This window comes from Natrialba swarupiae (assembly GCF_008245225.1).
In the GTDB taxonomy this organism is placed as follows: domain Archaea; phylum Halobacteriota; class Halobacteria; order Halobacteriales; family Natrialbaceae; genus Natrarchaeobius; species Natrarchaeobius swarupiae.
This window is the reverse complement of sequence record NZ_VTAW01000008.1, coordinates 98,068-124,769: the sequence shown is the minus strand read 5'-3', so window position 1 is coordinate 124,769 and position 26,702 is coordinate 98,068. Positions and strand designations below refer to the sequence as shown.

General features: G+C 62.0%; 25 protein-coding genes. 11 read left to right on the top strand and 14 right to left on the bottom strand.

Annotated features, from left to right (window positions below):
• Nucleotides 1–31: 31 nt before the first annotated feature.
• The 3 genes from FYC77_RS08470 to FYC77_RS08460 form a co-directional block, all read right to left on the bottom strand.
• Nucleotides 32–754 carry a universal stress protein gene (locus tag FYC77_RS08470; protein ID WP_149081064.1) on the bottom strand — a complete coding sequence of 241 codons (723 nt, stop codon included), beginning with the start codon at nt 752–754 and terminating at the stop codon, nt 32–34.
• On the bottom strand, nt 751–2,187 hold the full coding sequence (locus FYC77_RS08465; protein ID WP_149081063.1) for an APC family permease: 1,437 nt from the start codon (nt 2,185–2,187) through the stop codon (nt 751–753). The genes FYC77_RS08470 and FYC77_RS08465 overlap by 4 nt, the downstream gene beginning before the upstream one ends.
• A 639-nt stretch (nt 2,188–2,826) precedes the next feature.
• On the bottom strand, nt 2,827–3,156 hold the full coding sequence (locus tag FYC77_RS08460) for a tRNA-binding protein (protein ID WP_149081062.1): 330 nt from the start codon (nt 3,154–3,156) through the stop codon (nt 2,827–2,829).
• A gap of 152 nt (nt 3,157–3,308) precedes the next feature.
• On the opposite strand from FYC77_RS08460, the gene FYC77_RS20400 reads away from it, so the two are divergent.
• Nucleotides 3,309–3,827 carry a hypothetical protein gene (locus FYC77_RS20400; protein ID WP_202911795.1) on the top strand — a complete coding sequence of 173 codons (519 nt, stop codon included), beginning with the start codon at nt 3,309–3,311 and terminating at the stop codon, nt 3,825–3,827.
• A 162-nt stretch (nt 3,828–3,989) separates the two neighbouring features.
• Here the strand turns inward: FYC77_RS20400 and FYC77_RS08450 are convergent, their stop codons facing one another.
• Nucleotides 3,990–4,724 carry a helix-turn-helix domain-containing protein gene (locus FYC77_RS08450; protein WP_149081061.1) on the bottom strand — a complete coding sequence of 245 codons (735 nt, stop codon included), beginning with the start codon at nt 4,722–4,724 and terminating at the stop codon, nt 3,990–3,992.
• Between the two features lie 355 nt (nt 4,725–5,079).
• Here FYC77_RS08450 and FYC77_RS08445 point away from each other — a divergent pair, with 355 nt between their 5' ends.
• Nucleotides 5,080–6,192, top strand: coding sequence for an MBL fold metallo-hydrolase (locus FYC77_RS08445; RefSeq protein WP_149081060.1), 1,113 nt, complete (start codon nt 5,080–5,082; stop codon nt 6,190–6,192).
• Between the two features lie 3 nt (nt 6,193–6,195).
• Nucleotides 6,196–7,512 carry an MFS transporter gene (locus tag FYC77_RS08440; protein ID WP_149081059.1) on the top strand — a complete coding sequence of 439 codons (1,317 nt, stop codon included), beginning with the start codon at nt 6,196–6,198 and terminating at the stop codon, nt 7,510–7,512.
• Nucleotides 7,513–7,743: 231 nt separating this feature from the next.
• Here FYC77_RS08440 and FYC77_RS08435 read toward each other — a convergent pair whose 3' ends face one another.
• From FYC77_RS08435 to FYC77_RS08420, 4 genes are all read right to left on the bottom strand, one after another.
• The gene (locus tag FYC77_RS08435; protein WP_149081058.1) at nt 7,744–8,157 is read right to left on the bottom strand and encodes a universal stress protein; all 414 of its coding nucleotides are present in this window, start codon (nt 8,155–8,157) and stop codon (nt 7,744–7,746) included.
• Between the two features lie 569 nt (nt 8,158–8,726).
• A complete protein-coding gene (locus tag FYC77_RS08430; RefSeq protein ID WP_149081057.1) occupies nt 8,727–9,038 on the bottom strand; it encodes a DUF7521 family protein in 312 nt (103 codons plus the stop codon).
• Nucleotides 9,035–9,382, bottom strand: a complete 348-nt coding sequence (locus FYC77_RS08425) for an ArsR/SmtB family transcription factor (RefSeq protein ID WP_149081056.1) — start codon at nt 9,380–9,382, stop codon at nt 9,035–9,037. The genes FYC77_RS08430 and FYC77_RS08425 overlap by 4 nt, the downstream gene beginning before the upstream one ends.
• Before the next feature lie 385 nt (nt 9,383–9,767).
• The gene (locus FYC77_RS08420; protein ID WP_149081055.1) at nt 9,768–10,349 is read right to left on the bottom strand and encodes a DUF7344 domain-containing protein; all 582 of its coding nucleotides are present in this window, start codon (nt 10,347–10,349) and stop codon (nt 9,768–9,770) included.
• 311 nt (nt 10,350–10,660) lie between these two features.
• Here FYC77_RS08420 and FYC77_RS08415 point away from each other — a divergent pair, with 311 nt between their 5' ends.
• Together FYC77_RS08415 and FYC77_RS08410 are read left to right on the top strand one after the other, a co-directional pair.
• Nucleotides 10,661–11,839 (top strand): S24/S26 family peptidase, encoded by a 1,179-nt coding sequence (locus FYC77_RS08415; protein WP_149081054.1) that lies wholly within the window; start codon nt 10,661–10,663, stop codon nt 11,837–11,839.
• A 52-nt stretch (nt 11,840–11,891) separates the two neighbouring features.
• Nucleotides 11,892–13,118, top strand: coding sequence for a DUF5305 domain-containing protein (locus FYC77_RS08410; protein WP_162354504.1), 1,227 nt, complete (start codon nt 11,892–11,894; stop codon nt 13,116–13,118).
• Between the two features lie 54 nt (nt 13,119–13,172).
• On the opposite strand, the gene FYC77_RS08405 is transcribed toward FYC77_RS08410, so the two are convergent.
• Nucleotides 13,173–13,811 (bottom strand): DUF1102 domain-containing protein, encoded by a 639-nt coding sequence (locus FYC77_RS08405; protein WP_149081053.1) that lies wholly within the window; start codon nt 13,809–13,811, stop codon nt 13,173–13,175.
• 328 nt (nt 13,812–14,139) lie between these two features.
• Nucleotides 14,140–15,384, bottom strand: a complete 1,245-nt coding sequence (locus FYC77_RS08400; RefSeq protein WP_162354503.1) for a right-handed parallel beta-helix repeat-containing protein — start codon at nt 15,382–15,384, stop codon at nt 14,140–14,142.
• A 587-nt stretch (nt 15,385–15,971) separates the two neighbouring features.
• Here FYC77_RS08400 and FYC77_RS08395 point away from each other — a divergent pair.
• Both FYC77_RS08395 and FYC77_RS08390 read left to right on the top strand, forming a co-directional pair.
• A complete protein-coding gene (locus FYC77_RS08395) occupies nt 15,972–16,646 on the top strand; it encodes a hypothetical protein (protein WP_149081051.1) in 675 nt (224 codons plus the stop codon).
• A gap of 267 nt (nt 16,647–16,913) precedes the next feature.
• On the top strand, nt 16,914–17,996 hold the full coding sequence (locus tag FYC77_RS08390) for a DUF1102 domain-containing protein (RefSeq protein WP_162354502.1): 1,083 nt from the start codon (nt 16,914–16,916) through the stop codon (nt 17,994–17,996).
• A gap of 41 nt (nt 17,997–18,037) precedes the next feature.
• Here the strand turns inward: FYC77_RS08390 and FYC77_RS08385 are convergent, their stop codons facing one another.
• From FYC77_RS08385 to FYC77_RS08375, 3 genes are all read right to left on the bottom strand, one after another.
• Nucleotides 18,038–18,679, bottom strand: coding sequence for a hypothetical protein (locus FYC77_RS08385; RefSeq protein ID WP_149081049.1), 642 nt, complete (start codon nt 18,677–18,679; stop codon nt 18,038–18,040).
• A gap of 282 nt (nt 18,680–18,961) precedes the next feature.
• Nucleotides 18,962–19,396, bottom strand: a complete 435-nt coding sequence (locus FYC77_RS08380; RefSeq protein ID WP_149081048.1) for a hypothetical protein — start codon at nt 19,394–19,396, stop codon at nt 18,962–18,964.
• Between the two features lie 218 nt (nt 19,397–19,614).
• Nucleotides 19,615–20,328 (bottom strand): alpha/beta hydrolase family protein, encoded by a 714-nt coding sequence (locus tag FYC77_RS08375; RefSeq protein ID WP_149081047.1) that lies wholly within the window; start codon nt 20,326–20,328, stop codon nt 19,615–19,617.
• A 148-nt stretch (nt 20,329–20,476) separates the two neighbouring features.
• Between FYC77_RS08375 and FYC77_RS08370 the strand changes: the two genes are divergently transcribed.
• The 3 genes from FYC77_RS08370 to FYC77_RS08360 all read left to right on the top strand — a co-directional run bounded on the left by FYC77_RS08370 (nt 20,477) and on the right by FYC77_RS08360 (nt 23,694).
• Nucleotides 20,477–21,106 carry a metal-dependent hydrolase gene (locus FYC77_RS08370; protein ID WP_149081046.1) on the top strand — a complete coding sequence of 210 codons (630 nt, stop codon included), beginning with the start codon at nt 20,477–20,479 and terminating at the stop codon, nt 21,104–21,106.
• Between the two features lie 168 nt (nt 21,107–21,274).
• Entirely contained in the window at nt 21,275–22,375 is a 1,101-nt protein-coding gene (locus FYC77_RS08365; RefSeq protein WP_238386847.1) for a polysaccharide deacetylase family protein, read from the top strand.
• Nucleotides 22,372–23,694: a hypothetical protein gene (locus FYC77_RS08360; protein ID WP_149081045.1), complete on the top strand. Its 1,323-nt coding sequence runs from the start codon at nt 22,372–22,374 to the stop codon at nt 23,692–23,694. The genes FYC77_RS08365 and FYC77_RS08360 overlap by 4 nt, the downstream gene beginning before the upstream one ends.
• A 427-nt stretch (nt 23,695–24,121) precedes the next feature.
• On the opposite strand, the gene FYC77_RS08355 is transcribed toward FYC77_RS08360, so the two are convergent.
• On the bottom strand, nt 24,122–25,240 hold the full coding sequence (locus FYC77_RS08355; RefSeq protein WP_149081044.1) for a DUF354 domain-containing protein: 1,119 nt from the start codon (nt 25,238–25,240) through the stop codon (nt 24,122–24,124).
• 198 nt (nt 25,241–25,438) lie between these two features.
• Between FYC77_RS08355 and FYC77_RS08350 the strand changes: the two genes are divergently transcribed.
• Nucleotides 25,439–26,695: a prenyltransferase/squalene oxidase repeat-containing protein gene (locus FYC77_RS08350; RefSeq protein ID WP_149081043.1), complete on the top strand. Its 1,257-nt coding sequence runs from the start codon at nt 25,439–25,441 to the stop codon at nt 26,693–26,695.
• Nucleotides 26,696–26,702 lie beyond the last annotated feature (7 nt).

Sequence of the window (26,702 nt, the reverse complement as noted above, 5' to 3'; positions counted from 1 at the left end):
GACACACCATCGGTTTGACGGAACTTCTCGATCAGGGCCCACCGGTGCTCGCGGATCGGTCGCGGGCCTCCTCGCCACGTCGAACGACGAGTACCGGGCCGACCGACTCGGTCGCGACGCGTTCGGCTTCCTCGCCGAAAACGAGCGTCCGGAGTGACGGCGCGCGTTCGCCCATGACGATGGCGTCGTGATCGACGGCGGCGGCCACGAGCGCCTCGAGCGGCGGTTCGTCGACCGCGAGTTCGGTTCGAACCGCGATTCCGTCTTCGGAGAGCACCTGAGCGCTCGTCTCGAGGAGTTCTCGACCGGCGTCCTCCTCGTCGGTCGCCAGAAAGAGCGTGACGTCGATCTCGCGGTCGCCGACCAGTTGCGCGACGAACGAGACGATCCGGTTGACGGCGACGTCGCCCGAAAGCGCCACGAGGAGTCGTTCGACCGGACCGGTCGCTCCCGGAATGGCGTAGACGTCCGATGCCGTCTCCGCGGCGATCCGGTCGAACGTCTGCTTGCGATTGTGGGTGAAGACGAGACGATAGTCGGCGGTCCCCTCGCCGGCCCCGAACTCCATCGCGAGATCCTCGAGGGCGTCCGTCGCGCGCTCTTCGTACTGCAACCGGGCCTGGTCCGGCGGCGTCTGTTCTGGCAGGACGTGATAGCCCAGCACGGTCACGTTCATCGGCTCGAGCAACGCTGTCAGCCCGGCCGAGATCGATTCACCCTCGAGTATTTCCAGCGGGACGAGTATGCGTGTCATAGTGCACCTTTGAGTTCGACGTCGCGGGCGTAGTAGAAATACCAGCCGACGGTCAAGAGCATGATCCCGCCGCCGACGTACCGGGAGGCGGGTTGCATGAACGCGATCAACGCGAAACTACTGATCGCACCGAGCGCCGGGACGACGGGATAACCGGGCACCCGGAAGTCTGGGTCGTACCACTCAGGTTCGTCACGACGCAACGCGATGAGCGCGACGCAGATCAGCCCGTACATGATGAGGTGGAGAAACGACGCGACCTCGGCGAGCAGTTCGACGCGCCCCGTCGCCGTCAACACCAGAATCGGTCCGCCCGCAAGACCCAGCGCGACGTGTGGCGTTCCATACCGGAGGTTGATCCGGCTCGCTCGCTGGGGCAAGAGAGCGTCCCGCGAGACCGCGTAGATGGCTCGAGACGTACTGAGCACCGACGCGTTGGCACTCGACATCGTCGCGAGTAAGCCGCCGAAGACGATCGCGAACGCGCCGATCGAGCCGAGGTAGTGGCGGCCGACCTCGACCATCGCCGTCTCGCCGAACCGCTGGAGTTGATCGCTTCCGAACGCGCTCGTCGCGACGAAGATCGTCACCACGTAGAGGACACCGACGATGAGCACCGATCCGACCATCGCCAGCGGCAGATTTCGACCCGGGTCTTTCATCTCGCCGGCGACGGTCGCCACCTGTGCGAAGCCGAGATACGAGGTGAAAACCAGCGCCGCCGTCGTGAACACGGGGAGGGTTCCTGCCGGTGTGAACTGTTCGGGCGCCGTCGGCTCGCCCAGGAGCCCGACGGCATCGAGCCCGCCGTATCCGAGAAACACGACCAGTATCGACAGCAACAACGCGACGACGCCGTTCTGGAGTTTCGCCGCGTTTTCGGTCCCCGTGACGTTCAACGCGATGAATCCTGCACCGAACAACAACGCGACCGGGATGACCAGCTCCGTCCCGACCGCGATACCGAGTTCGGCCAGCGTGTCGACGGCGTAATAGCCGAAGCCGACGAGGTAAAACGCCGAGGCGAACACCAGTCCGAACCACAGCGAGAGCCCGACGACGGCCCCGGCAAGCGACCCGAGTCCCCGCGAGATGAAGTAGTAGCCGCCGCCGCTTTTCGGCATCGCCGTCGCGAGTTCCGACGCCGGCAACGCCACCAGCAACGCGACGACGGCACCGATGGCGAACGAGACCGACGCGGCCGGCCCGGCGTTACCCGCCGCCAGGCCCGGGAAGACGAAGATACCCGCGCCGATCATCGTCCCGATTCCGATCGCGAGGCCGCCGGTAAGTCCGAGCGTTCGCTCGAGTTCCGCGTCGTCGGTAATCGTCGCCTCCTCGGTTTCGACCGTCTGCTCGACCTGCGGTGACTCCCCTTCTACGTTGGTTCCCTCGGCCGACGGTCCCTGCGTCGGTGGCGGATCGCCGTCCATACTGGTTGTGCTCTCGCCCGACGGATAGGTTTACTGCTATTTCTGACTCACGAAAGTGTTCGTCCTCGTACTGATCGGGACTGCCATCAGGTGACCTCCACCTCGCCGTAAACGGAGAGGGATCGAAGATCCCTCAGGCAGTCGGGCAAAGCCCGACGACGGCGAGGTCGTCCGAGAGAACGGAGTTCTCTCGTGATCACGAAAGATCTCCGATCTTTCGAACGACTTCCCACGGCACTGCACCGCCGAGTTGGGATATTTGCTGGTTTACGACCTGTCGGCATGACAGGCCGATGGCGTTCACGAGAACGAAGTTCTCGTGCAGCCTCTTGGAGAGCTAGCTCTCCAATGGTCGGCGAACCTTCGGTTCGCCCCGTCCTGATGCGACATACGGGGATCACCGTCTCTCGGTACAATAAACATTTTCGCCAAATGTTTATTCTCCACCGTTGATGATTTTAATTCTGTAATGTGTTGTCGACATAAGGACAACTGTTGGGGAAAATAAGGCGGGTTGATCGTAGGATTAATTCACGGAGTGAAGCCGTTACGTTCGCGCCGAAATGGTGGGGCGAACCTGTTCGGCTCTGGCCGGAAACCGTTCGGCTCTCCGTATCAGCGGTGAGTATCGCGGTTCGGTCAGAACAGTACGCCGCCGAGTGGCACGTCGGTCTCCGGCTCGACGAGTACCGGAAATCCCTCCTCGTCGGGGACACCGACCGTCAACGCCTCGGAGTTGAACCCCGCGATCCGGACGGAGCCGAGAGTCGTCGCGCACAACACCTGTTTTCCCTCGAGTTCGTCCGGATCGTAGTGGTGATCCAGCTGTCCAGCGGACTGGATCTCGCCGTGTTCCTCGCCGAGGTCGATCCACAGCTTCGTCATCTTCGGTTTGTTCGCCTCCGGGAACGATTCGGCCTCGAGGACCTCACCGACGCGGATCTCCGCGTCGAACGGATTCTCGACCATACGCCGAGTGGGCGACCGGCCCACAAAAACCCGACGAGCGCGAGCGAGACGACTCGAGTGGACCGGCGTCCGCGCTCCGCGAATGGTCCGTTGCTCGTTGTGTGAGAGTCATCGACTCGTGACCAATGATTGATACGTCCGGTCGAACTATCGTGAGGTATGTTCGCCAGTTGTTCACAGCGAACAGCACCGTCTACCCCGATCGAAAGACTCCGGCGGCCGCCGTTCCGTGGGCAGAATCCGACGACAGTGCCGAAACTCGAGGCGAGTGGGGACGACCGGATGGCGTCGTCCGCTGTGAATCGATGACCGAATCGCCCGTGATCGAGTTTCCCGACCGGGATAGCGTGCGAATCGATGGCGATCTCGAGGACGTGATCGTCTCGCTGTGCTGGTGGGACGAGTCCGGACTCGTCGGGACGATTTCGGAACCGGTCGGTCGCGTCGACGGCGGACGCGTCGTCTGCGCCCACGAGGAGTTCGGTGAGTTCGCGTACGGCCCGGTGATTACCGGCGTCGAAGGGTTCCTGAACGGATCGCCGGTCGTCCCGGGCGCTGGAGACGTCTCGGCGTCGAACCCCGATGCACCGTCGCACGTCGACGCGATCCGCGCGTCGTACGACGGGCCAGGTGAACTCGACGATCCGTTTCGTACCGGTCCGGAGAACTGAGACGGAACGACTCGAGCGCCGAGAGAGCTGGCCCGTGATCGTTGGCCAAGAGAGCTGGTCCGTGATCGTTCTCCGAGAGAGCCGTCCGGCGACCGCTTCCAGGTCTTGCTGTTTGACCGGTCGGTGAAAATTGACTCGAGAACTTACTCGAGACAGGCTCGATCAATCACTATCAGCGGTCGTCGGCGCACGCTGTGGTCCCGCCCGTAACACATCCTCCTGGGTTTCGGTCAGGAGGCGAACGAACTGGCCGGCGTTCTCGACGAGTTTGTTTTCGGCTTTCCGCAGATGTTCTTCGAAGGTCGCTCGGGCGACGGTCGTCTCTTCGGCAAGCTCCTCGATCGACGCGTCCCGGGGCTGATTGTAGTAGCCCGCATCCAGCGCGATCCGCAGGGCCTCGAGTTGGCGTTCCGTGAGTCCGTCGAACAGCCGGTCGATCGAGAGCAACGAACTGTGGGGAACGTGGCGCTCCTCGATCGACGTCTTCGAGAGGATGTCGATCTCCCGGTCCTCGTCGAGTTCCGCTAACAGGGCAGTGACGTCGTTCTCGTCGAATCCGATCACAGAATAGTGTTCCCAGCCGTTTCGGTACACCGTCGGCGGGAGATGTACGCAGTTGTGACGTTCGAACTTCCGGACGATGGACTCCTCGATGGGGCAGGAACACGACTGGACGATCACGTTCAGGTCCGAACCGTCGACTGCGGTGTGCAGAACCGTCCCGAGACCGTCGATCACCTCGAGCAACTCGCCATCGTCGGCGTCCAACGCGGTGATCTCGAGGACCTGGCAGTCCTGAAGGTACCACTCGCGGATCGACACCCCCGGAAACTGCTCGGAGATCTCTCGATAGGGACACTCGTGGCGGAGTTTGAACGACACTTCGTACATTCCCATACGTAGTATGAGGATTCGACAGTCAATAGTGTTGCCGGCTATGACCGGCTCCGACCAGACAGGGGGTGCGTCGTGACTTCTCCGAGAGGCGTTGCCCTCTCGAGCGGCGCCAGCCGCTGACGGGGCTGCACCAACCCCTTCGTCGTCGTTTGTGCGCTGGCGAGTCTCTTCCCCGGTACCGATCGGGTCGCCGGTTCCGGGCTCGATCGTCCTACCGTCGGATACTAGGATTACCGGTGGAACCCCAGGCTACGATTGGGCCGTCACTGCCTTCCACCCCCGTTTACCAGGGAACCAGAGGTGCCAGTTATAGCTGGCACCGGTGATATGCCCCTACTGTCCCTACGGGATGTCGATGGCAAAAATCACGCCGGAAACAGTCGCAGAACGGCTCGAACGAGGAGACGACGACCTCAGACTCGTCGACGTCCGCGACGAGACGGACTTTCGTGAGTGGCACATTCCGGGAAGTGAAAACGTCGACGTCTACGACGAACTGAAAGACGATCCCGACGCGGCAGCCGAGGAGCTGGCCGACTTGCCGGAACACGGTGAGGTCGTCACCATCTGTGCAGCGGGGGTACTCGCAGCCGACGCGACAGACTTGCTCCAGGAACAGGGCCACGACGCCAAAACCCTGGTAGACGGCATGAACGGCTGGGCACGTGTCCACCGCACGGCACCCCTCGATGTGGACCTCGAGGGCGAGTTGATCCAGGTCGCCCGCCCTGGCACGGGCTGTCTCTCTCACGTTCTGATCTCCGAGGGCGAGGCCGCGGTCTTCGAACCCTCGCAGTACACCGAGGAGTACGAGGCGATTCTCGAGGCGCACGACGCCGATTTGGCGGGTGTCTTCGACACTCACGCCCACGCCGACCACGTCTCCGGCGGGCAGAAACTCGCTGAGATTCACGACGTCCCCTACTACCTCCACCCGGCCGACGACGACGGAATCGGTGCCGCCCACGTCGAGGAGGGAGACGGTCTCGAGGTCGGTGCCGTAACGATCGACGTGATTCACACGCCCGGTCACAGCCCAGGCAGCGTCACCTACGCTCTCGAGGACGAGGCACTCCTGACCGGCGACACGCTCTTTCACGACAGCGTCGGTCGGGTCGAACTCGGTGTCGACGCTGGACTCGAGGAGACGGACGTCGAGGACAACGCTGAGACGCTCTACGAGAGCTTAGAGCGCCTGCGCACCGTCGAGGGCGACCCGCTCGTGTTGCCGGCTCACGACCCCGGGAGCCCCCAGCCGCCGGTTGTCGCCCGTCTGAGCGAGGTCGAAGAGCGCAACGAAGCATTCGGCCAGGACCGGGAGACGTTAGTCGCGGCACTGGCCGGCGATATCCCTGACCAGCCGGCGAACTTCGAGCGGATCAAGCTCGCCAACGTCGGCACCAAGGAGATTTCGGACGAAGAGGCGGACGAACTCGAACTCGGCCCCAACCGCTGTGCGGCCGAATAACCCATGAGCGGCGAGTACGCACAGGGTATCCGCCGAAACTGGCGACAGTTTACTCTCCAGATATTCACGGTCTTCGCCGTCGGGCTCACGATGGGCTCTCAGCGAAACGTCGTGCCTATCATGGGCGAGGAGACCTTCGGCGTCGAGTCCCTGCTGGTGATCGGCTCGTTCGTCGTGAGCTTCGGGATCGTCAAGGCCGTACTCAACCTGTATTCGGGGAAGTGGGCCGACGCCTACGGGCGCAAGCCGATCCTGATCGCGGGTTGGATCGCTGCGATCCCGATCCCGTTCATCCTGATCTACGCGCCGAGTTGGAGCTGGATCGCCGTCGGGAACGTCTTGCTCGGGGTCAACCAGGGCGTCGCCTGGAGCATGAGCATGATCTCGAAGATCGAACTCGCCGGCCCCGACCAGCGTGGGCTCGCCGCAGGGCTCGACGAGGCCTTCGGATACACCGGCGTCGCCGCCGGCGCGTGGCTCACCGGCGTGATCGCGGCTCAGTACAGCCTCCGGCCGGAACCGTTCTACTTCCTCGCGGCGGTGATCGTCGTCGCCTTGCTCATCGCGATCGTCCTGATCGAGGAGACTCTCCCCTACGCGAAGGCAGAGGCGGCAGGTCTCGACGACGATGGTGACGGCGTCGAAGCTGACGGCGGAACGAGTGAGGCCGACCTCTCGTTCACCGAGATCGTCAAACGCGCGACCTACAAGGACCGGACGCTCTTTACCGCAGCGCAGGCGGGACACGTCGAGAACTTCGTCGACACGCTCGTCTGGATCGCCTTCCCCATCTTCCTCGTCTCCCAGGGTCTCGGTGTTGCCCAGGTCGGAGTCGTCGTCGGCGTCCACAGTGCCGCGTACTTCCTGCAGGTCTACACCGGCCGCCTCGGTGACCGAGTCGGACGTAAGCCGCCGATCGTCGTCGGCTTTTTCCTCGCCGGAGTGGGCGTCCTCGGGATGGTTCTCGTGGAGGGGTATTACCTCTGGATCCTTTTGTCGGCGCTCTCGGGTGTTGGGATGGCACTGCACTACCCCAACCTGATCGCAGTCGCCAGCGACGCGGCCCACCCGTTGTGGCGTTCGACGGGCCTCGGGGTCTATCGGCTCTGGCGTGACCTTGGCTACGCCGTTGGAGCCGTCCTCATCGGTCTCTCCGTCGATCTGCTCTCGATCGAGGCCGCCTTCTACGGTACCGCTATCGCGATGTTTCTCTCGGGCGGGTTGGTCGTCCTCTGGATGGAGGAAACCCATCCAGAACTCGGAACACACGAACCACCATCGGTCGACCTCGAGGCCAGCAAAACCGGTTCCGAGGACTGATATTCGGCTATTTCGAACCTTCGGTGGATGGAAAGATATCCGTTCTGTCACGACTCGATCCAGGCGGTCACACAAACCTGGGGTCACTAAGCTGTACCCCACAATGGTCACAGTCGAACCAACAGCCCCGCTGAGACGGCTGGTGGGGTGGTAGGAATCAGCCGGTGAACGCGTGCCGTTCGCGGTCGGGCCTGTGGTCGACGGCAATGGTGTCGGCACGGAATCGTGATCCTAGGGAATCGCTCCCGGAACGACGACGACCGGACGGGTCGCGCCGCCGAGGAGTTCTCGAGCGGTCGAGCCGAGACCGGACGGCTCTTCTCGATTGTCATCGACCGGACGCCATCCACGTGCCCCGATCACGATCTCGTCCGCCTCGAGCATCGCTGCGGAGTCTCGTAACGCGCTCGCCACCGTCACGCCGTCGTCCGCGTCGTCGGGTTCCCGGAGTTCCGTGTCGACGGATCCCGCAGCCGCGAGTCGGACGGCGGCGACGTTCAACGCTTCCTGTCGATCACGGCGGGCGGACGGATCGTCGACGACCGCGACGACGGTGATCGAATCCGACGTATCGATGCGTCCGTCGAGATAGTCACAGATCGATGCGGTCGTGTGAACCGATTCGGTTCCGACGAGATACTGCATGGTCGTTCTCGGAACTCGAGTCACGTCAGTGTCGTGGGCTCGTCGCGTGTAGGTGTTTCTCGAGGGCGGATTTTCCGACCCAGAGAATCCACTGGGGTCACTAATAGGGGACAGCCGATAGTCACCTGTAGGGGACGGAACGAGGCGCGATCGAAGCACCTCGTTGGTCCCCCGCTACCCGACGTGTGGGTCCGACGACGGCCCTCGTGGACGTAGCCCCTCCGTTGTCGGTCCCACGCCCGTTTCACCGGCGTGGCGCCCACCCGTACACCACCCGGTGGAGACCTGGCCACACCCTTCCGCATTTGCTTCGGCCCTCCCACGGTCTCGTACGGTTCGTTGTTCCGATGTTCCGACGTACCCGCCGAACGATCGCGGGTGCGCCGGCACTGACTGTAGACCGTCTCAGGCGCGTTTCACAACCGGGTTCGTCCGACCGTCTGGTCTGAAACGGCGTCGAGTCTCGTATCGCAAAACAGCGTCGAACCGCTGTGCCACGAAAGGAGTCGAAATTTCGTACCAGGGACGGAGTGGTGTTTCGGACGGCAGACGGTGGTGTCGAAGCCGCGTCAGTGACGTCCGTACAGCGAGTACATGATCGCGACCAATCCGAGCAGTCGACTCACGTTCTCGAAGAACACCGTGACGAGATGGTCCGCGTTCGTGACCGTCGTGATCGTGACGTTGACGAGAAACGGACAGACCGTGAGCAACAACAGCCCGAGGGCGAGATAGAGCATGGACGTCGCGTCGTTGCGCCGGTATCCACGGTAGGCCTGGTAGGCGATGATCGCACCCATGAGCGCGACGAGAAAGAGGCTAGCGATGGTGAACAGTTCGAAGACGCTCGTCTCGCCGATCCGGACCGAACTTGTAGTCATCGCATCCCCTCCCACATCCTCGTGAACCTGTCGGCGACGTCCTCTTCACGGTAGGTCAATTCGAGGTCGAACGCACCGTCCTCGAGGCTGAGCTCCAGTCGATCAAGGTTCGCACTGTAGACGCTGTAGTGGTTACCATCGGCCGCGAGCTCCGTCTCTTCGGTCACGAGTCGACACTCCTCGAGGCGATCCAGTCGTCGATAGATCGTCGGCAGGGAGGCGTCACACCGTTCGCTCAGGGTACTAGCAGACATGGGTTCGACGCTCGTGTGGGTGAGGATCTCCCGTGCGTACTCGTCGTCGAGAACCGAGAGCACCGTGGATAGGTCGATCTCCTCACTCACTTGTAGCTGATCGTTCTGCCATCGCTATGAAAAGCGGTCCGGTTTCTCTGATCGAGAAAACACCGGCAGCCTCGGAACCGACCGTCGACGACCGGGTCTCGGCGCAGAACGGCGGACGCTTCGCCACAGCGGGCGCTGGGGCCGTCGAACTCGACTGGTCAGATCCGGGTCAGCCGGAATCATCCGCCAGTCGATTAGTCATGTGGATTAGCAATGCAACTCATAGTGTGGTCCATTCCTATCCAGTAGTCGAGGGGTGGGGTCTGCTGAATCCACAGTGCGGATGTGGCGATTTCGGCTCTGTCGTTTCCGCGCTGTATGCTGCCTTCTGTTGATGTTCACGAGAGTGCCTCTGTGACTTGACCGTGTCTCCGTGGTCGAGTTTTTACCGCGGGGGCTCTTCCGCACTGCCAAGTCGACTATTCCGAGCGTGGTAGACGTGGGTGATCGCCGAAACGACGATCATCGCCGTGATGATACTGGACAGGGCCAGTCCCGAAAGTTCGCTCACCGGTGGAAGCGAAAGCCAGGTAACGAGGGTCAGTGCCGTCGCGATCGTCGCGAGGCCGAGATAGTACTGATGCCAGGGGATGTCACGTTCGGGAACGTACTCGAGGTAGAGCTGGAGTTTTTCGGCCTCCTCGGTAAGCACGATCTCGCCCCTGTTCGAATCGTATTCGACCACTCCTGCGTCATCCAGCTTCGGCAGATGTGATTGCCGAAGCGCCGTGTAGACGCGCTTCCGTTGTTTCCACGACAGTTTCTCGACCTCGACGCCGTGTTCCCAGGCGGATATCGTATTGACCAACGTTCGGAGGCTGACTGGCCCGCCGTCGCGTCGTTTCAGGTAATGAATGACCCATCGACGACGGCGGTTGCTCAGCATCGTAAACGTCTGATCCCGCGTGATCTCGTCGGTTTCGGACCCGTTCCCCCTCGTCTCGAAAGCGGCTTCGGTATGGCTCACACTATCCCCCCCAGAGGCGATCCTCTGCGCGTCGGATCGGTCATTCCGTATCGTGTTAAACATGGACACACTACGCTCTGTCAGACAGTCTTTGAGTGCTGTAAATTGTCACCTGTAACCAGATCGGCCTGGCCGAACAACCACGATGATCTCCGAACCGGTGGCGCTCATCCGCGGTAGACACCAATTAACGTTTGTGAAGGCAGTATAGGCGATTCATAGCAAAACGTGAATTTCCTGATGGGATGACCGTGTGCTGCGTGCCGGGCTCCGTCTCAGCCGGCGACGCAGACGCCCACGGAGGATCGCCAATGGGGAACCCACAGCCGTTGACCGGGGGTACAGCAGTCGGACGAGCAGCAATGGTCATCGCGGGGCTCGTTCTCGCAGCACTCGTTGCCGGACATCTCCTCGGCGTTCCGATCCTGATCAGTTACGCTGAATCGGATAGTATGGAGCCGACAATCGACCGCGGCGATGGGTTCGTTGTCATCCCGGACGCGGTCGCGGCCCCCGTCGAAACAGGTGACGTCGTCGTCTACGAACCACAGGAGATCGAGGGCGGCGAACTCACGACCCATCGCGTCGTCGACGAGACCGACCACGGCTACCTGACACGCGGGGACGCGAACGTCGTCACTGACCAGGACGGAGCCGAACCGCCGGTTACCGACGGGCAGATCGCCGCGAAGGCGTTGCAGATCAACGGTGAGGTCGTCACGATTCCGCACCTGGGAACTGCGGTGATGGGCGTTCAGAGCGGGCTGGAAACGATCCAACTCGAGCTGGCCACGACGCTCGGGACCGGGACGCTGCTCGGCTCGGAGGGACTCGCCACGCTCCTGCTCGTATTCGGACTCGGGGTTCTCGCTCTCACTGCGATCCTCGAGTCGCGAGCGAGCGACCGGGATCGAACGCGAACGCGGTCGCGCCGCGGCGTCTTCGACGCGCGGCTGGCCGTGTTCGGTATGGTGGTGTTGCTCTGTCTCGTGTCGGCCGGGACGATGGTCGCAATGTCGGATACGACGGAAGCCGGCATCGTCAGTGCCGAGTTCGAGTCGGATGCGCCTCACGTCATTCCCACGGGTGATACCGAGGAACACACCTACGAAGTTCGGAACGACGGCGTATTGCCCGTGACGACGATCATCGAGCCAGCGAGCGACGGCGTCGCGGTAGATAGCGACGCACAGACGTTACACCGAGGTGACTCGGTGAACGAGACCGTGGCGGTTACCGCGCCGCCGGAGACGGGGTATTACTTGCGTTCGTTCGCCGAGTACCGCTACTTCGCGGTGCTCCCGACGCCCGTCATCGCCGGCTTACACGCGATCCATCCGTGGTTAGCGATGGGCGCTACAACCGGCGTCATCGTCGGCGCGTTCGTCCTCCCGTTTGCGATACTGCTCGGAACCGGGACGATACGGACGCGCTCGAGACAGCGCACCGATCACAAACGCGGCTTCGTACGGAGGATTCTCCGATCATGAGTAGCGAACACAACACTCGAAACCGATTCACACGGAAGGGGGGGTATTGCCGATGAACACTGAACGACGACTGGCTCGCGTGCGAGCCGGGATCGACCGATGGTTCGGCCCGGTCGTGATCGTGTTGCTGGTACTGGCCCTGTTCGGGGGGTGGACCGTTCTCGCGGCCAATGCCGACACCACCGCCGACACCGACCAGCGGACGGTCGACACGTGGTCGACGACCGGTGGCTTCGATCACTACGCGACGGTTCAGTCCGAAAACGAAGTCTTCGAGGTCGGTGAGGAGCTACCGCGACAGGAGGTCTACTTCACCCAGATCGCGCCCGAAGTCGACGGTGAGTTCACGCACCAGTACAACGCCCAGAACGGCGACGTCACCGTCGACCTCGACCTCGAGCGAGAGATACGCGCAGTTGACGACGATACCGAGTACTGGTCGACGAGCGAGCCGCTGAACGAGAGTACTGCGACGGGCGTCGAACCGGGCGACCGGGTTGGGAGTTCGTTCGCAATCGACGTTCCCGCGCTCGAGGAGGAGATCGAACGGACCGAATCGAGCCTGGGCGATTCGCCCGGCACTACCGAGGCGGTCGTCGTCGCCGAGGTCACGATGGAGGGGACGATCGAGGGCGAACCGGTTCAGCATACGGATCGGTACGAGCTCCTGATCGAACCCGATGGCGATACCTACAGCGTGGAGGGACCGGTCGCCGAGCGATATACGCAGGAGCGCGTCGAAGAGGTCGATCCGACGGCCGAGAGCGGCTCGACCCCCATGTTCGGCATGGCTCTGCTGCTCGGCTCGATCGCGGCGATCGGCGTCCTCTCGAAGCGGAAAGTGAACGGCACCCTCGCACCCTCCGAGGCGGAACTCGAGCGACTCCGGGTCACGGGCGAACGCGAGGAGTTCGACGAGTGGGTCTCGGCCGGCACGCTCCCAGACGAGGTCAGGGAGCGATCCCGCGTGACGGTCGCCTCGCTCGAGGATTTGGTCGACGTCGCGATCGATTGTGATCGGCGCGTGATCGAAGACGAGACAGAGGAAGGCGGGACAGCCTACTACGTCGTCGACGGCGACCTGTTGTACGTCTACGAGTTCGAGGAAGTTCCGGATCCGAACGCGGACGAGTTCGGCGAGACGTTCGTCGATGGCGAACGCAACGGGGCTGACGACGAAATCGAGTTCGACTCGGGGAGCGATAGCGATGCTAAGGCTGACGCCGAAATCGAGTCGGAGCCGGAGCGGAACGACTCGAGCGAATCGGACGACGACTGACGCTGCTCGCGCGGAGTGGTTACCGAAAGCGGTCCGTCGCGGACCGCAGCGGCGTTATTCGTTCTTTTTCCCTCTCTTGGCTGGCAGCTCGTCGACCGTGTCGGCCTGGATGACGATCTCGTCGTCTTTCAGCAGTCGGTCGCCTGCCTCGAGTCCCTTGGTCATCGTCCGGAGGCCGATACACGTACATTCCCCAACGGGGAGTCCGATCGGTGTCGTCTCCTGATCGACCCGACGGTCCGGGTCGTCGCTCCCGTAGAACACGACGCGATCCTCGCCGGCGTACTCCTTGTACTCGTCGTCGGTCTTGAGTCGGCCCGCGGGCTCTCGAGCGTGCACTTCGATCCAGATCTTTACGGGTTGTTTGCCCTGATTGCAGACCTGGAACACGTCGTGGAAGTACGTGAACGAGTCCGAGTTGACGCCCAGCCCTGTTCCCCGCTTGCCCTTCCCGATGGTCGGGTTCGAGGGCGACATCTCGATCCCGAGGTGCCCGCTGTCGTCGAACCGGGTGTAACTCGCGTTCGGCGAGTCGGGGCAAGGCTCGAGGCCGAGATAGGCGTCGGGATCGCCGGCGACCTCGATCGTCGTTCCTCGCTGTGAGCCAGCGGCCGTGAATGCACCGGAGCCGATCAGCGCACTCGCCCCGATCCCGCCGCCGCCGACCGCGAGGAGGAGTGTTCGTCGATTCATGACGGTCAGGGTTTCGGTAGTATTCGGGTCCCAGGAAGTTGTGCGCCGGTTACCGGTGTCGTCGGGGCCATGTGCTCAGTATATCGACGGATCCGACTTTGGTATATGCCGCCGGAACGGTGGCTAGTCCAAACCTGTTAAACAGCCGTTTCGTCACTCGAGGCTGTATTTCGTCCATTCACCACTGGCGAACTCGAGCAGGCTCGGCAGGTCGTTCGCCTGCCCAGGAGGTATCGAGTCTGTGCAGGGAATAGACGTTCCCGACGATATCGTTCTCCGGTTCCACGAGACTCGAGAAAATAAAAGGGATTCGCCGCTGGAAAATCGGTTACTCTGGGCGGATGTCGTCGCCGACGACCTCCGCAGTGGGGTCGAAGGTGTTGGCCCCGAGAATCTCGCTCAGGGTGTACGTATTGTCCGAGTTACGCACGTAGAACGCGTTCGTGCCGAGGTTATCACCGAAGAAGTCGTTATCTTCGACCTCCAGGTTCGGACCCCATAGCTCGAGGTGGCCGTAGTCGGTTGGCGGATCGTCGAAAGTGTTCCCGCTGACTTCGCCTCCGTCGGCCTCGAGTCCTACCAGGAGACCACCATCTAGGTCGTTGGCGCCGATTGTGTTATCAATCAAGTTGATGTTCTCTGCATCTTCAGCGCTTGGTGGACCACTTTGCTCTCCGTTGATGTACACGACCTGAACTCCCGATTCGGCAGTCCCGAAGATGTCGTTATTTTCAATCGTGACGTCACTCGTCGTTTGAGCACTACTTTCGTCTGCGATTGCATACCAGTCAGACTCGATCGAATTATCTTCGATTGTAATTCCAGACACGCCTGGTTCCAATCGAACAGCGAACTCTGCCCAGAGTGCGTCCCCACTATCGAGAATGTTAAACGAACTCACCCGGACGTTATCGGCGGTGATATTCACACCGTCTTCTAGCGTGGGCATTCCGACACCGACGATGTTCAACTGCTTATCGACCTCAACGAGCCCCGACTGATCTTCGTATACTTTGATCGTATCGTTATCCTTGGCAGCATCAATCGCATCGTGGACATCGTCGTGAGTCGTTCCCTGGGTTTGGTTCGTCACCGGACCGGTTGCGAGCTCCTGATCTGCGTCGGCATGGATGACGATCTCATCGTCATCGACGAGCTGCTGGCCTTCCTTGAGTCCCTTCGTGACTACTCGGATACCGACACACAGGCACTCACCGACCTGAAGTAGTTGGGGATTGTCCTCGCTCAGTATCTCCTCGTCGTCGTCCCCGAGGTAGAAGGTGACTGGTCCATATTCTCCGTAGTTGTCGGAGTCGAAATATTTATCAGCTTCCTCACTCGCCTCAGCTTCGATCCAGACGGAAACCGGCTGCTTGCCCTGATTACAGATCTGGAAAACGTCGTCGAACCAGGTAAATGAGTCCGAGTTAACCCCCTGTCCACCTTCCTCAGTCGGATTGTCCTCCGACATCTCGACAGCGAGGTGACCACTGTCGTCGAAGTCTACGTAGCTGTTGTTTGGGCTGGTTGGACAGCGATCCAACCCCAGGTAGGCGTCGGGATCCCCGGCCACCTCGATCTTCACCCGCCGTTGCGATTCGATCCGACTGAACGCGCCGGAACCGATGAGTGCACTGCCGCCGATCGCACTGCCACCGATACCGTACAGGAACTTTCGTCGATCCATATGTATCATCCTCGCGTTCGTCCCTCCGTTCTGGCCTGCCCTCGCGGCGGCCCGTGGGAGGCGAACGCGTCGGTTGATCGTGATGCTGGTATGTACCTTGTGTATACACTGACAGGAGGTTCGACAAACAGTGGGTGCAGGTCTCTATCGCACAACTAACTGCAGCCGGGAGAGATTCGAACTCATTACGTTCTCTTATACAGAAATGTTGTTTCCCACCAGCGCTTCTATCCACCGACCGTTAGACAGCTCGGCGAGTTGTCGGGAGACGTGCAGCCGGCATCGACTACTGGGTGAGTGGTAACGGTGCTGATTTTTCACAGATCAATGAGGGTACGGAGGTTCTGAAAATCGTTTTGGACGACCTGTCAGTTCGACATGCAGTCAATACAAAAGACTTCACGTATCGCTCGTCCTGGTATGAAACTGGATGCACCGACACGAGGGCGTCGGTTCTCGGGCGCGGTGAGACGATGAAACGAAGAACGTTCCTCTCTGCGATCGGTGCTGGAAGCATTACTGCAGGTGCACTCGTTGGAACAGAGAGCGTCTCTCGAATCGAAGCACAGCGTCGCGTGAAACTCGAGGTGGCTCCGGTCATGGACCTGACGGGCATCAGTTTCGTCGCGTTCTGTGGTGAGGTCGGAATCGAGAGCATCGAGGTTCTGACCGCCAACGACGAGGGCGAACCGGTCGAGATCGAGTGGTCGACCGACGACCCCGTGGACGAAGTAATTCTCAAAGGAGAACAGGAATGGTACCGGTTCGACACCGCAGGTGCGACGTCTGGGACGGCAATCATGGCTGAAGAGGACGGTGGCGTTCTGATCTCTCCTGACTGGCCTAACCGGGTCGAAGGGGACGACTCCAACCGCTGTCCACCGTCGCCCTGCAAGGGCGAAACGGGGACCAAACTCGAGTACGACGACGGTTTCAGTAACCCCGAAGCCACGAAAGAGAGCTGCCCGTCTCCCCCAGGGCCTAACACTGATACCGACGGTGGAGAGGAATCCGACGCGCAAGCGGAATCGAGTACGGAGCCTGACACAGACCGCGAGTCGGAGACCGAATCAACGGACGAGATCAACGCGACGGACGAATCCAGTTCCGAAGTGATCGACCAGGCCGACGCGGAGACGGACGAGTGAGCGCGAAGAGCGCGACTGTTCAACTGCCACTCTCCCCGTCGTAGACCGTTTGAACTGTACCACTCCGACCGATAATCGGTAGACTCAGTTTCTAGAACGAACCACGTTCTCGAGGATACGACCTTACTTCGATTCGTTGGTCGCAACCTAAAATTCTTGTACGCGTTCTCTTCCGTGACTGCACGCGGTGTATACACATACCGGATGTTCTCGTCGCTTCAGGTGTACGCACGGTCCAATCTTGCGGGCTGCGCTAGTAAACCACACATGAAACGACGTACCTTCATAGCCGGCGTGGGCGGCTCGGGCATCGGTGCGAGCATGCTCATCGGTTCCGGCGCGTTCAGTCGGATCGAATCGCAACGACGGGTGAAGATCGAGGTCGCCAAGGATCCTCACGCATATCTCGGCCTTGACGGCTGTCCCGACTCGCCGAACGCGAGTTATACGAACATCGACGAGAGCGGTCACCTCGAGGTCGACATGTCGTCGGAGAACCCCACCGACGCCGGTGGAGAGGGGATCAATTCGGACTCGAGAACCTGGTTCGACAACGTCTTCCAGATCTGTAATCAGGGAAAGCAGGACATCTGTGTCTGGATCGACGATGAAAACTGGCCGAAAGTAGATGACGGTGAACTCGAGGGTGATTACTCGGAGTACGACGGTGATCTCCGGGTCGATTTCTACGTCGGCGACAACAGGGAGCAGTCGATTCTCGGCTCGGAGAACGCTTTCTTCCTCGGTGTCGGCGAATGTATCTGCATCGGGATCCATACGAACACGAAAGGACTGAGTGACAGCGAGCAGCTCCTCTCCGATCTCGGTGACGAAATCGTCATCCACGCCGACGAGGACTGTCCGGTCGATGAACCGCCAGTGAGCGGGCAAACCGCATGGGCGATCCTGAACGACGAGCCCGATCCGGACGAGAACCGGCTAAACTCCCTCACCAACATTTCCAAGTGGGGTTGGTTCATGCCCTACGACATCAGTTCGGGTTCTGACACCGACCCGGTACTCGCCGAGTTCTACGCGGGCGCAGGTAGGAATAACCTCAACGCCGGAACGGACGTTGGCGATGTCGAAATCTCCGACGACGGTGACGACCTCGTCGTCGACATCGAGATGGACCCTGAGTTCACGTTGACCGAGAGCCAACTCTACGTCGATACGGATACCGACAGACTCCGACAAATCAAAGCCGCACCCGGTGCGTTCGACTACAAAAATACGTCAGACGAGTACGACCCCGGTGCGATGCAGTACACCATACCTCTCGATGATGTCCGCGAGAACCTTAGTGAGGGTGACGAACTCATAATCGCCCTTCATGGCGTAGTCGAATAGTCCCTCCACGGAGGCCTGCCACGGCATAACGCCGAGGTGGACTATCGGTAGGTGCTTCGAAGGAGTGTTCCACTGCACCGTCCACACTCGACGGTCGCTTGCATCGCCGTCGAACAACACGACTCGACGGTCTCTTCGTTGCCGTCGATCTCGCCCCCGCAGGTCGGACATTTCTCGAGGAACGCCCGAAGACCAGTCAACACGACTCCCTGTTCATCGGCCGTTAGTTCCTGCCAGCCAGAGCCGTGTTCGTCCAGGGTCGGCGCGCCCGCGAGGTCGGCGAGAAACGCCGCTTCGGACGGCCAGACGCCGATCCGATCGCTCTCGTACCGGGCGATGTACCCGCCAGTCGATTCCTCGAGGGCCAGATCCGCCGTCTCGAGGTCGAGACGCGCGGCCAGGGCCTCGAGTCGTTTCTCTTCGTCTTCCAGCGCGGCGATTCGGTCGTGCCAGGCGATCTGGAACGTCGTCTCGAGACACAGGTCGTCTGCTTCGGGGCAATCGATCACGGCGCCAGTAGCACGGAGCAGGGATTCGACGTCGTCCTCATCCTCCCCGTCGACGGCAGTTTCAGTGTCCTCGACGTGGCTGTCGAACAGTCGGTGGACGCGGTCGGGGAGGTATCGCTTCGTGAGCGTTGGCGTGCCCGGGACGAGGTATCCTCGGAGGTAGATCGCGGCCACGAAGGTGATGAAGGTTACTCCTCCGATTATCGGGTTCGCAAAAACTGAAATTAGTCCTGCCAGAGCAACGGCGATGAGCGCGTTTACGGTGGTACAAGGGAGACACCGGTTCTCACCCGTGTACTCCGGACGCCGAATCGACTTGAGAAGATCTGTTACTGTCGTCTGCATACGACCTCCTACGCCGAAACCACCTATTGGTATAGAATCATTACCGTGACGAAAGCCGTTACTTTTCAAAAACGACCCGGCGAACCGGACGGACTGGCCGTGGGACGAGGCCTAACTGAGGTCTGACACAAGCCCCGCGAGCGTCTCGAGGTCGTACTGTCCGGAGGCGGTTGCATTGGTGGGATCGATGGGTGCGTAGATGACCGCGAACCGCGGACAGGGGTGATGGGTCCGGGTGTGACGGCCAGCCTCGGCCATCGGCGCCATCGCGACGGTCTTGCTGTCGCTAACGAGGCGGTGGATAACCGCGAGCAGCGCGACGTGTCCGCTTGCGGTCCGGCCGTTACGGCGAGTTTGCCCACGCCGGCGTACTCGCAGGCGGCCGAAGGGGGTGTCGATCAGTTCGCTCCCGTCGGGTGTGCCATCGAGGTCGTGGGCGACGCGAGAACCGAGACGTCCCGCCTCTTGGCGGTCACGAGCAAGTCGTCGGCGTTGCCGTCCCGAACCGAGCCTGTACAGCCAGACCGTTCCGTCCCCACATTGCACCTTTTTTGCCTTGACCACTGTCGAATGTGACCGTCTTGTCGGGTAACTCGAACGGCTTTACTTACAACTCCTCGACCATGATCACGATTGCACACTACGGAGAAGAATAGCCGTTTCTACGATGAACGGGATCGATATTTGGCAGACTGGAACGTACGAGGGTTTACGCTGATCCCTATCGACCTCGAGTCGACCAGCGCCAGTCGACGGTCGGTTAGTCAGCTTTGGATCGACTCGAGCCAGTCGAACGTCAGCGCGAGCAGTCGGCTCTCGGCGGCGGCCGAAAACCGGTGTCCCTCCGCCGAGAACGTCTGGAGGAGAACGTCCGTCTCGAGTCGCCGCGTCGCGTCGATGCTGTCGTCGACGTCGACGGATTCGTCCGCCGCGCCGTGGAAGATGGCGACCGGCACATCGAGCGTCGACACCACGTCGTCGAAGGGGTAGCGATCGAGGTCCTCGAAGAAGCGGTCGTCGATCCGATCCCCCGTTTCGAAGCGGTGCTCGCCGTCGGCGGCGACGCTCGATCGGTAATCGTCGAACGCTCGGTTGTCCGTCACGGGCGCTCGCGTCACGACCGCCTCGACCCGATCGAGGCCGGTCGCCGCGTGAAACGCCACCTTCCCGCCGAAACTCGAGCCGAACAGGACGATCGACGACGGCTCGACGTCGTCGACGACCGCCTCGAGGTCGGCGATCTTCTCGCTTACCCCCTGGTCGACGAACGCGCCGTCGGACTCGCCACACCCTCTGAAGTCGAACCTGACGCCGTTGTATCCTTCCTGGACCGCCCGCCTGCACCGTCGCTCGTGGCTCCCCGACTTGTCGCTGAGAAAGCCGTGACAGCAGACGAACCAGCGGTCCGACGGCGCCTCGTGGTGGACTGCCGCGATCGACTCGCCGCCGGCGACCGGTACCTCGTGATGCTCGACCATCCTGTAAACGGTGGCGCGCCAGCCCGTAACCGTTGCCGGTTCGCCCCGACGGCCGTCCGGGTGATTCGCCGACTGCCGGAGCTATAGCCAGCCAGGAACGGCCGTAGAACCTCCATAACTAACCCCTCGAGGGCGCGAGTTCACGCCGATGTGGCCATGGGAACACGCGATCGTCGGCTATCTCGCGTACTCTCTGTTCAGCCGCGCGTACTACCGGCGAGCGCCAACCGGACTCGAGGCGTTCGCGGTCGTCTTCGCGTCGCTGTTGCCGGATCTCATCGACAAACCGCTGGCGTGGGAGTTCGGCGTCTTCGAGTCGGGATACGCCCTGGGACACTCGATATTCTTCGCGGTTCCGCTGTCGATACTCGTGGGGCTGCTCGCGAAACGGATCGGCCGGCCGGCTGTCGGCGTCGCGTTCGGACTCGGCTACCTGCTTCACCTTCCGTCCGACGTCCTCTATCACTCGATCGGGGGCGAAGGCGTTCGAACCGAGGTGATGCTCTGGCCTGTCGATCCAATCGAATCGCCGGGCGAACCCGCCGGATTCGTCGGGGAGTTTACTCGACTGTTCGGAACCTATCAGGAGGCCCTTCTCGCCGGCGAACTAACGACGTACATGTGGGTCCAACTCGGCCTCGCTGGATTCGTATTTTTGCTGTGGCTCGCCGACGGTGCCCCGGTGCTCCGGGAGTGTCTCGGCTTCGGACGGCGGACTCTCGGGACGGTGATCGGCCGATCGAGCCGCCCCGACGCGGCGACTAAAGAACGAGAGTGACCGGTCGTCGACGAGCAGCCGACTGTTCATCGGCGAATACCTGACCGTTCATCGAGGCTGACCCTCGAGTAGGCCGGAGCTACCGGATCGAACGTCCGTGTGCAATCGGGGTCTTTCGGGTACGTTGTCATTTACTATCGTATCGGTACGGATGAGTGTACAGACGTGATGAGCGATACGACTCGAAGCCAGGACTCTCCGGGGGCGTGGACGCAGGGCTCCCGCGTCGAGACGGTGCCCGTCGATGGGGAGTTTGCACTCTGTCTCACCCACGACGTCGACCGCCCGTACAAGGGGTTTCGGTCGCTTTACTACGCGGCGAACGGGCGACCGACCTACCACCTCCGGACTGCGCTCTCGGACACGAACCCCTACTGGCAGTTCGAGAGTCTGATGACGTTGGAGGAGAAACTGGGCGTCCGTTCGGCGTTTTACTTCCTGAACGAACAGCATCTGCTCGCGAACCGCCCGATGAGCGACTGGCTGTCCCCGTCGAACTGGATCCAACATCTTGGCCGGTACGACGTCCGAAGCGACGAGATCGCTCGCGTCGTCTGCGACCTCGAGGACGGGGGCTGGGAGGTCGGACTCCACGGTTCCTATCACTCCCCCGACGATCCGCACCGACTCCGGGAGGAGAAGGCTATCCTCGAGTCGCTGCTCGACGGTCCCGTGACTGGTGGACGCCAACACCACCTTCGGCTCGGCTCCGACACCTGGCGACACCACCGCCGGATCGGTCTCGAGTACGACGCGAGTCTCGGCTCGACGACGGAGTGTGGGTTCCACGCGGGATACCGACCGATCCGACCGTTCGACGACGAGTTCCTCGTCTTCCCGCTGACGATCATGGACCAGGCGCTTCCGGACCCCGGAACGCGGCCGAACGCCGCGCGTCGCGTCTGTGATCGGCTCCTGCTCGAGGCGGCCGAGAACGACGCCGTCATGACGGTCCTCTGGCATCCACGATTTTTCAACGAACGGGAGTTTCCCGGTCACCGCCGACTCTACCGCTGGCTCGTCGAACGGGCCCAGGAGCTCGACGCCTGGGTCGGCTCGCCCGCCCGACTGGTCGACGCGTACGAGCGAGCACGAGGCGACTCCGCGGCGGCCTCGAGTCGGGGGCCAGATCGGCGTCCGGCGACCGAACCGGTGGAGCGAGCGAGTACGTCGAGAGAATCCGTCGGCGACCGTCTCCCCGACGACGAGTACGATGTCGAGCAACCGACGGCGACGAACGAACCGGCGAAAGCTCGCGGTGAACCATGAGCGGGAATCGACTGTTGGTCGTGTTCGTTGCCGGACTGCTCGCGGCGAGTGCGATTACGGGGGTCGCTCCGCTCGCGGCCGGTAACACCGCCCAGGACGCGTCGCCGGAGTCGTACGTCATCGAGCAAGGGACGTACTGCGAGCCGATCGAACCGCTTCAGACGTCTCAGACGGTCGAATCGTTCTACGACTATCGGAACCACGTGACTCATCCCGACACCGATCCCGAGGATAGACAGTACAGCTCCTACGGGACGACACACCTCCAGGAGGACGACACGAGCATCCTGATGCTCCACGAGGGGACCGACGGGATGAGCCTCGTGATGGTCCACGACCAGCTCCACGGCAACTCGAGTGGTGGCATCGTGACGTTCGATATCGTCGGGCTCCCCTCGGAGTCGGAGTGGGTCGTCCAGGACGACAAGTACGAGGCCGAGACGAACATGGTCGAATGGGATAGCGGCGACGGCTGGGCGTACGCCTCCTGGATCTGGCGAGACGCCAGAACCGACGGCGGCGCGATCCAGGGCGGACTCGGCGACGAGTTCGCCGTGACGATCCAGCCCGGATTCAACGAGGCGTCGGACTTCCACGAGAACGAGTCCCTTCACGACCCCGAGTGGCACGAAGACGGCGAGATCGACAGCTGGGAGTTCCTCTCGGGAGACGCCGACGATCCGGAACGGTTCGAACTGGCACTCGACGAGCCGGTAACCATCCGTACGGGTGCATGTGACGAACCGTCGGTCACGTACGACCGGACGGACGATGGGTTCACTGCCAGTGTGACCGGAGTATCTGGCGGCGATCCAATCACCCTCCGTCCGTCGAACGACTCGAACGACAACGGTAGCTTCGACCGGATCGACGTCACCGGCCTCGAGGAGGACGCGGCGTTCTCCTTCGAGAACGGACAACCGGCCGGGACCGACTCACCCCACGAGGTCGCGTCGCTGTCGAACCTGACGGTGACGAGCGACCACGACGACGTCTCGGCGACGGTGGCGTTCAGCGTCTCGGCCGACACCCTCGAGGAGATCGGCTACCACCCCGAGGACGTCGCACTCTACGCGACTGACGGAACCGAGTGGACCGAGTCGAACGCGACGGTTGTCGACGACTCCGGCGGGAGCTACCAGTTCGAAGCGGACGTCGACTCGCTCGAGGCTCTCGTGATCGCACCCACACAGGATGCAGAGCCGATCGACGAGGAGTCCGACGCACTCCCCTCCCCAGGAGTTGCCCACGTCGCCGTTTCCATCGCGACGCTGCTGGCACTCGCCGCAGTGACGCGGCGGTACCGAGGGGACCGATAGCGGCCTCGGACTAGTGGCGTCCCACGCCTCATACGGATTGCTGTAACAATGTACCGGCGAACCCGCAGACGGGTCGCGGTTTCGGCGGTAACGACTTACAGTAAACCGTATCACTGCAGGCTCGAACTCGGTGGCGTCGGGTCGGTTCGACCCGGCAGTCGACGCGGGGCGAAGTACTATCGTAGCCACTGCACGTCAATTCACACCTGATCGCACGACGCTCGTTCGGTCAGTTCGTACTCGAGAATTTCTCCAACCCGCCGGTCTGGGGCGGAGAGAACGTGATTCGTACCTGTCGGTACACCGCGATCGGCCGACGGTTGCACCGGAACCCGACACCGATTTCTCGCATACAGTGTGCTTACGATATCTCGGGAGGCCCGCGACTCCCTGGAGACCTACCGCCAGTGACGGACAGCAGTCCGTCTCAGTCGCTCCCGACGCCGACCGATCCGGTGGGTTCTGGCCTCGAGGCTCCGCCAAACCGCTGGAGTGAATCGAGTGCGCCGACGCGGCCGTGAGCCGTCGCGACGTCGACGATGACGTCCGTCAGGTTCGCCTTGTCGGCGAGGAACTCGTCGCGTTTCCGTTGCCACGTCTCGCCGACGCCGTCCGAGTCGAGGACGGTCCGCGATCGGTCGACGATCTCCGATACGGAGGCGACGTTGTGAATCAGCCCCTGGTTCTCGAGTTCGACGAAGTTACCCATGTCGTCGTCGCCGACGAACGAGTTCGAGCGGATCGCGGGCGTCCCGAGCAACGCCGCCTCGGTGACCATCGTCTGTGTGTCAGCGACCAGCAACGCCGCCTCGGCGAGCGCGTCGTGTATCAGTGCTGGGTGAAGGTCGAACGGCCGAGCGGGGAGCGCCTTGAGGTCGGTGTTCTCACCCTCGTCGGAGACGAGGACGGTCGCGTGCTCGTCGAGTCGTTCGACGATTCGTCGACGGGCGCTCCCGGTGATTCCGCGCTTTCCGACGTCGTGTTGGGAGCCGAACGCGTTGAGCCGGAGGATGACGTACGGTTCGTCTCGTGTGACGCCGAGTCGATCCCTGATCGTCGGATCCGGTTCGTAAATCTCCGGGTGGAGGTAGGCACACTCCTTGAACCCGGGGAAGACGTAGTGTCGATCGCCGAGGTCTTTTCGAAACGTGTTTGGCGTGATGATCGTCCGGGCGAACGGCGTCGAGATCGTGTGATCGAACGACGCGGGTTCGGAGTCGATGAGCAACACCGTCGGCGTCCCGACGACCGCGCCCGTGTGGGCCGCGTACCCGCCCATCCCGAAGACGAGGTCGGGATCGAACCGGTGTGCGAGACGGATCGCCCGGGCGTAGTGTGCCGGGAGACGGCTCAGGAGCGACCCCTTCGTCGTCCCGCAGCTGCCGTACACCTCGTAGGGCAGGTCGTACCACTCGAGCAGGTCGACGGTGCAAGTGTAATCGCGAGCCAGAACCAGCACCTCGTTGCCCTGGTCGCGAAGCCGCTGTACCGCGTGTTTGTACAGGTGGACGTGTGCCGGTGTGTTGGTGAAAAACAGGTATCTCATGTGGAGCCCACGGTATCCTGTTCGACGAGTGGGGGAGAGCGCGGTTTGTTATCTGGGACATACCCTCCGGAACGACTCGGTGGATCGACTACAGTCCGCGAGTACTCGGATTCAGACGCCGGCGACGGCGTCACGGCGACCTCGTGTCGAGGGGTAGCAAGCGTATAATAATGTGGATATGTTTCCAGAGGACGGTAGATGCAGTCATACGGCGTTTCAGAGACGAACCCGGCGGAACCGGCGGAAACGCGGACTCGAGCGCTCGAGTCGTACGCCTCCGTCCTCGATTCGACGCTTGCGTACGCACGCAGACGAGACTACATCGGCCCCGATTACGGCGACGGAATGAGCAGCCAGCTCCTCCAGTCGCTTCCGTTCGAAAACCGGGTGCTCAACCTGGTCGTCCAGGAGGTCGTCAAGCGGACGCCGGTCGACGTCAGACCGCTGTTGGGCGTCGAACACCGGCGAAACTACAAGGGAGCCGCGCTGTTCGCGATGGCCAACCTGAACTACCACCGATTGATCCGCGAGTACGACGCCCCGCTCGAGCCGGCGTTCGACCCGATCGGCGAAGCCGACAGGCTCGCAAACTGGCTCGTCGAGGAACGGATCACGGGGTACAGTGGCTTCTGTGGGGGGCATCGCCACGAGATGCAACACGTTCATACCAAAGGCGTCCCGAGCGATCCGGACGTCGTCTCGACGACGTACGCCGTCAGGGCGCTCCTTCAGGCCGCCGATCTCGACCCCGAGTACGCCGAACTCGCACGCACCGCACCGTCGTTCGTGATCGAGGACCTGAACTACCGGGAGGTCCCCGACGGTGCGAAGATCGACTACCACATGAACCACCCCGACGACTCCTACACGCTGAACGCCGCCGCCCTCGGGGCCGGGATGTTCGTCGACCTCTACGACCGGACCGGAAACGAAGCGCTTCGCGACCGCGCGACGAAGATCTTAGATCACGTCGCCGCCAACCAGACCGACGTGGGCGGCTGGCCCTACCGGCTTCCGGCCGACGCCTCACATCTCTCGATGGACAGCCACCACAACGGCTTCATCATCGAGTCCTTCCAGCGCTATCGCGACGTCGTCGACGAAGATCGGTACAGCGAGACGCTCGAGGACGCTCTCGAGTTCTACCGCACCGAACTGTTCGAACTCGACGGTGCGCCCAACTTCGACGAATCCAACGGCTACCCCCGCGACATCCACGCGAGCACGCAGGGCATGCTGGTGTTCACCCGCGAGGGCGACCTCGAACTCGCCGACAGAATCCTCCGGTGGGTGCTCGCGAACCTGCAGGTCGAGGAGGGGCGATTCTACTACCGCCAGTTTCGCCACCACACCAAGCGAGTCACGCTGATGCGGTGGTGTCAGGGGTGGATGGCCTACGCGCTCTCGGAGTACCTCCTCGCCCGCAGTGAGTCGGACCGTTTTCCGTCGGTTTGAGTGGTAG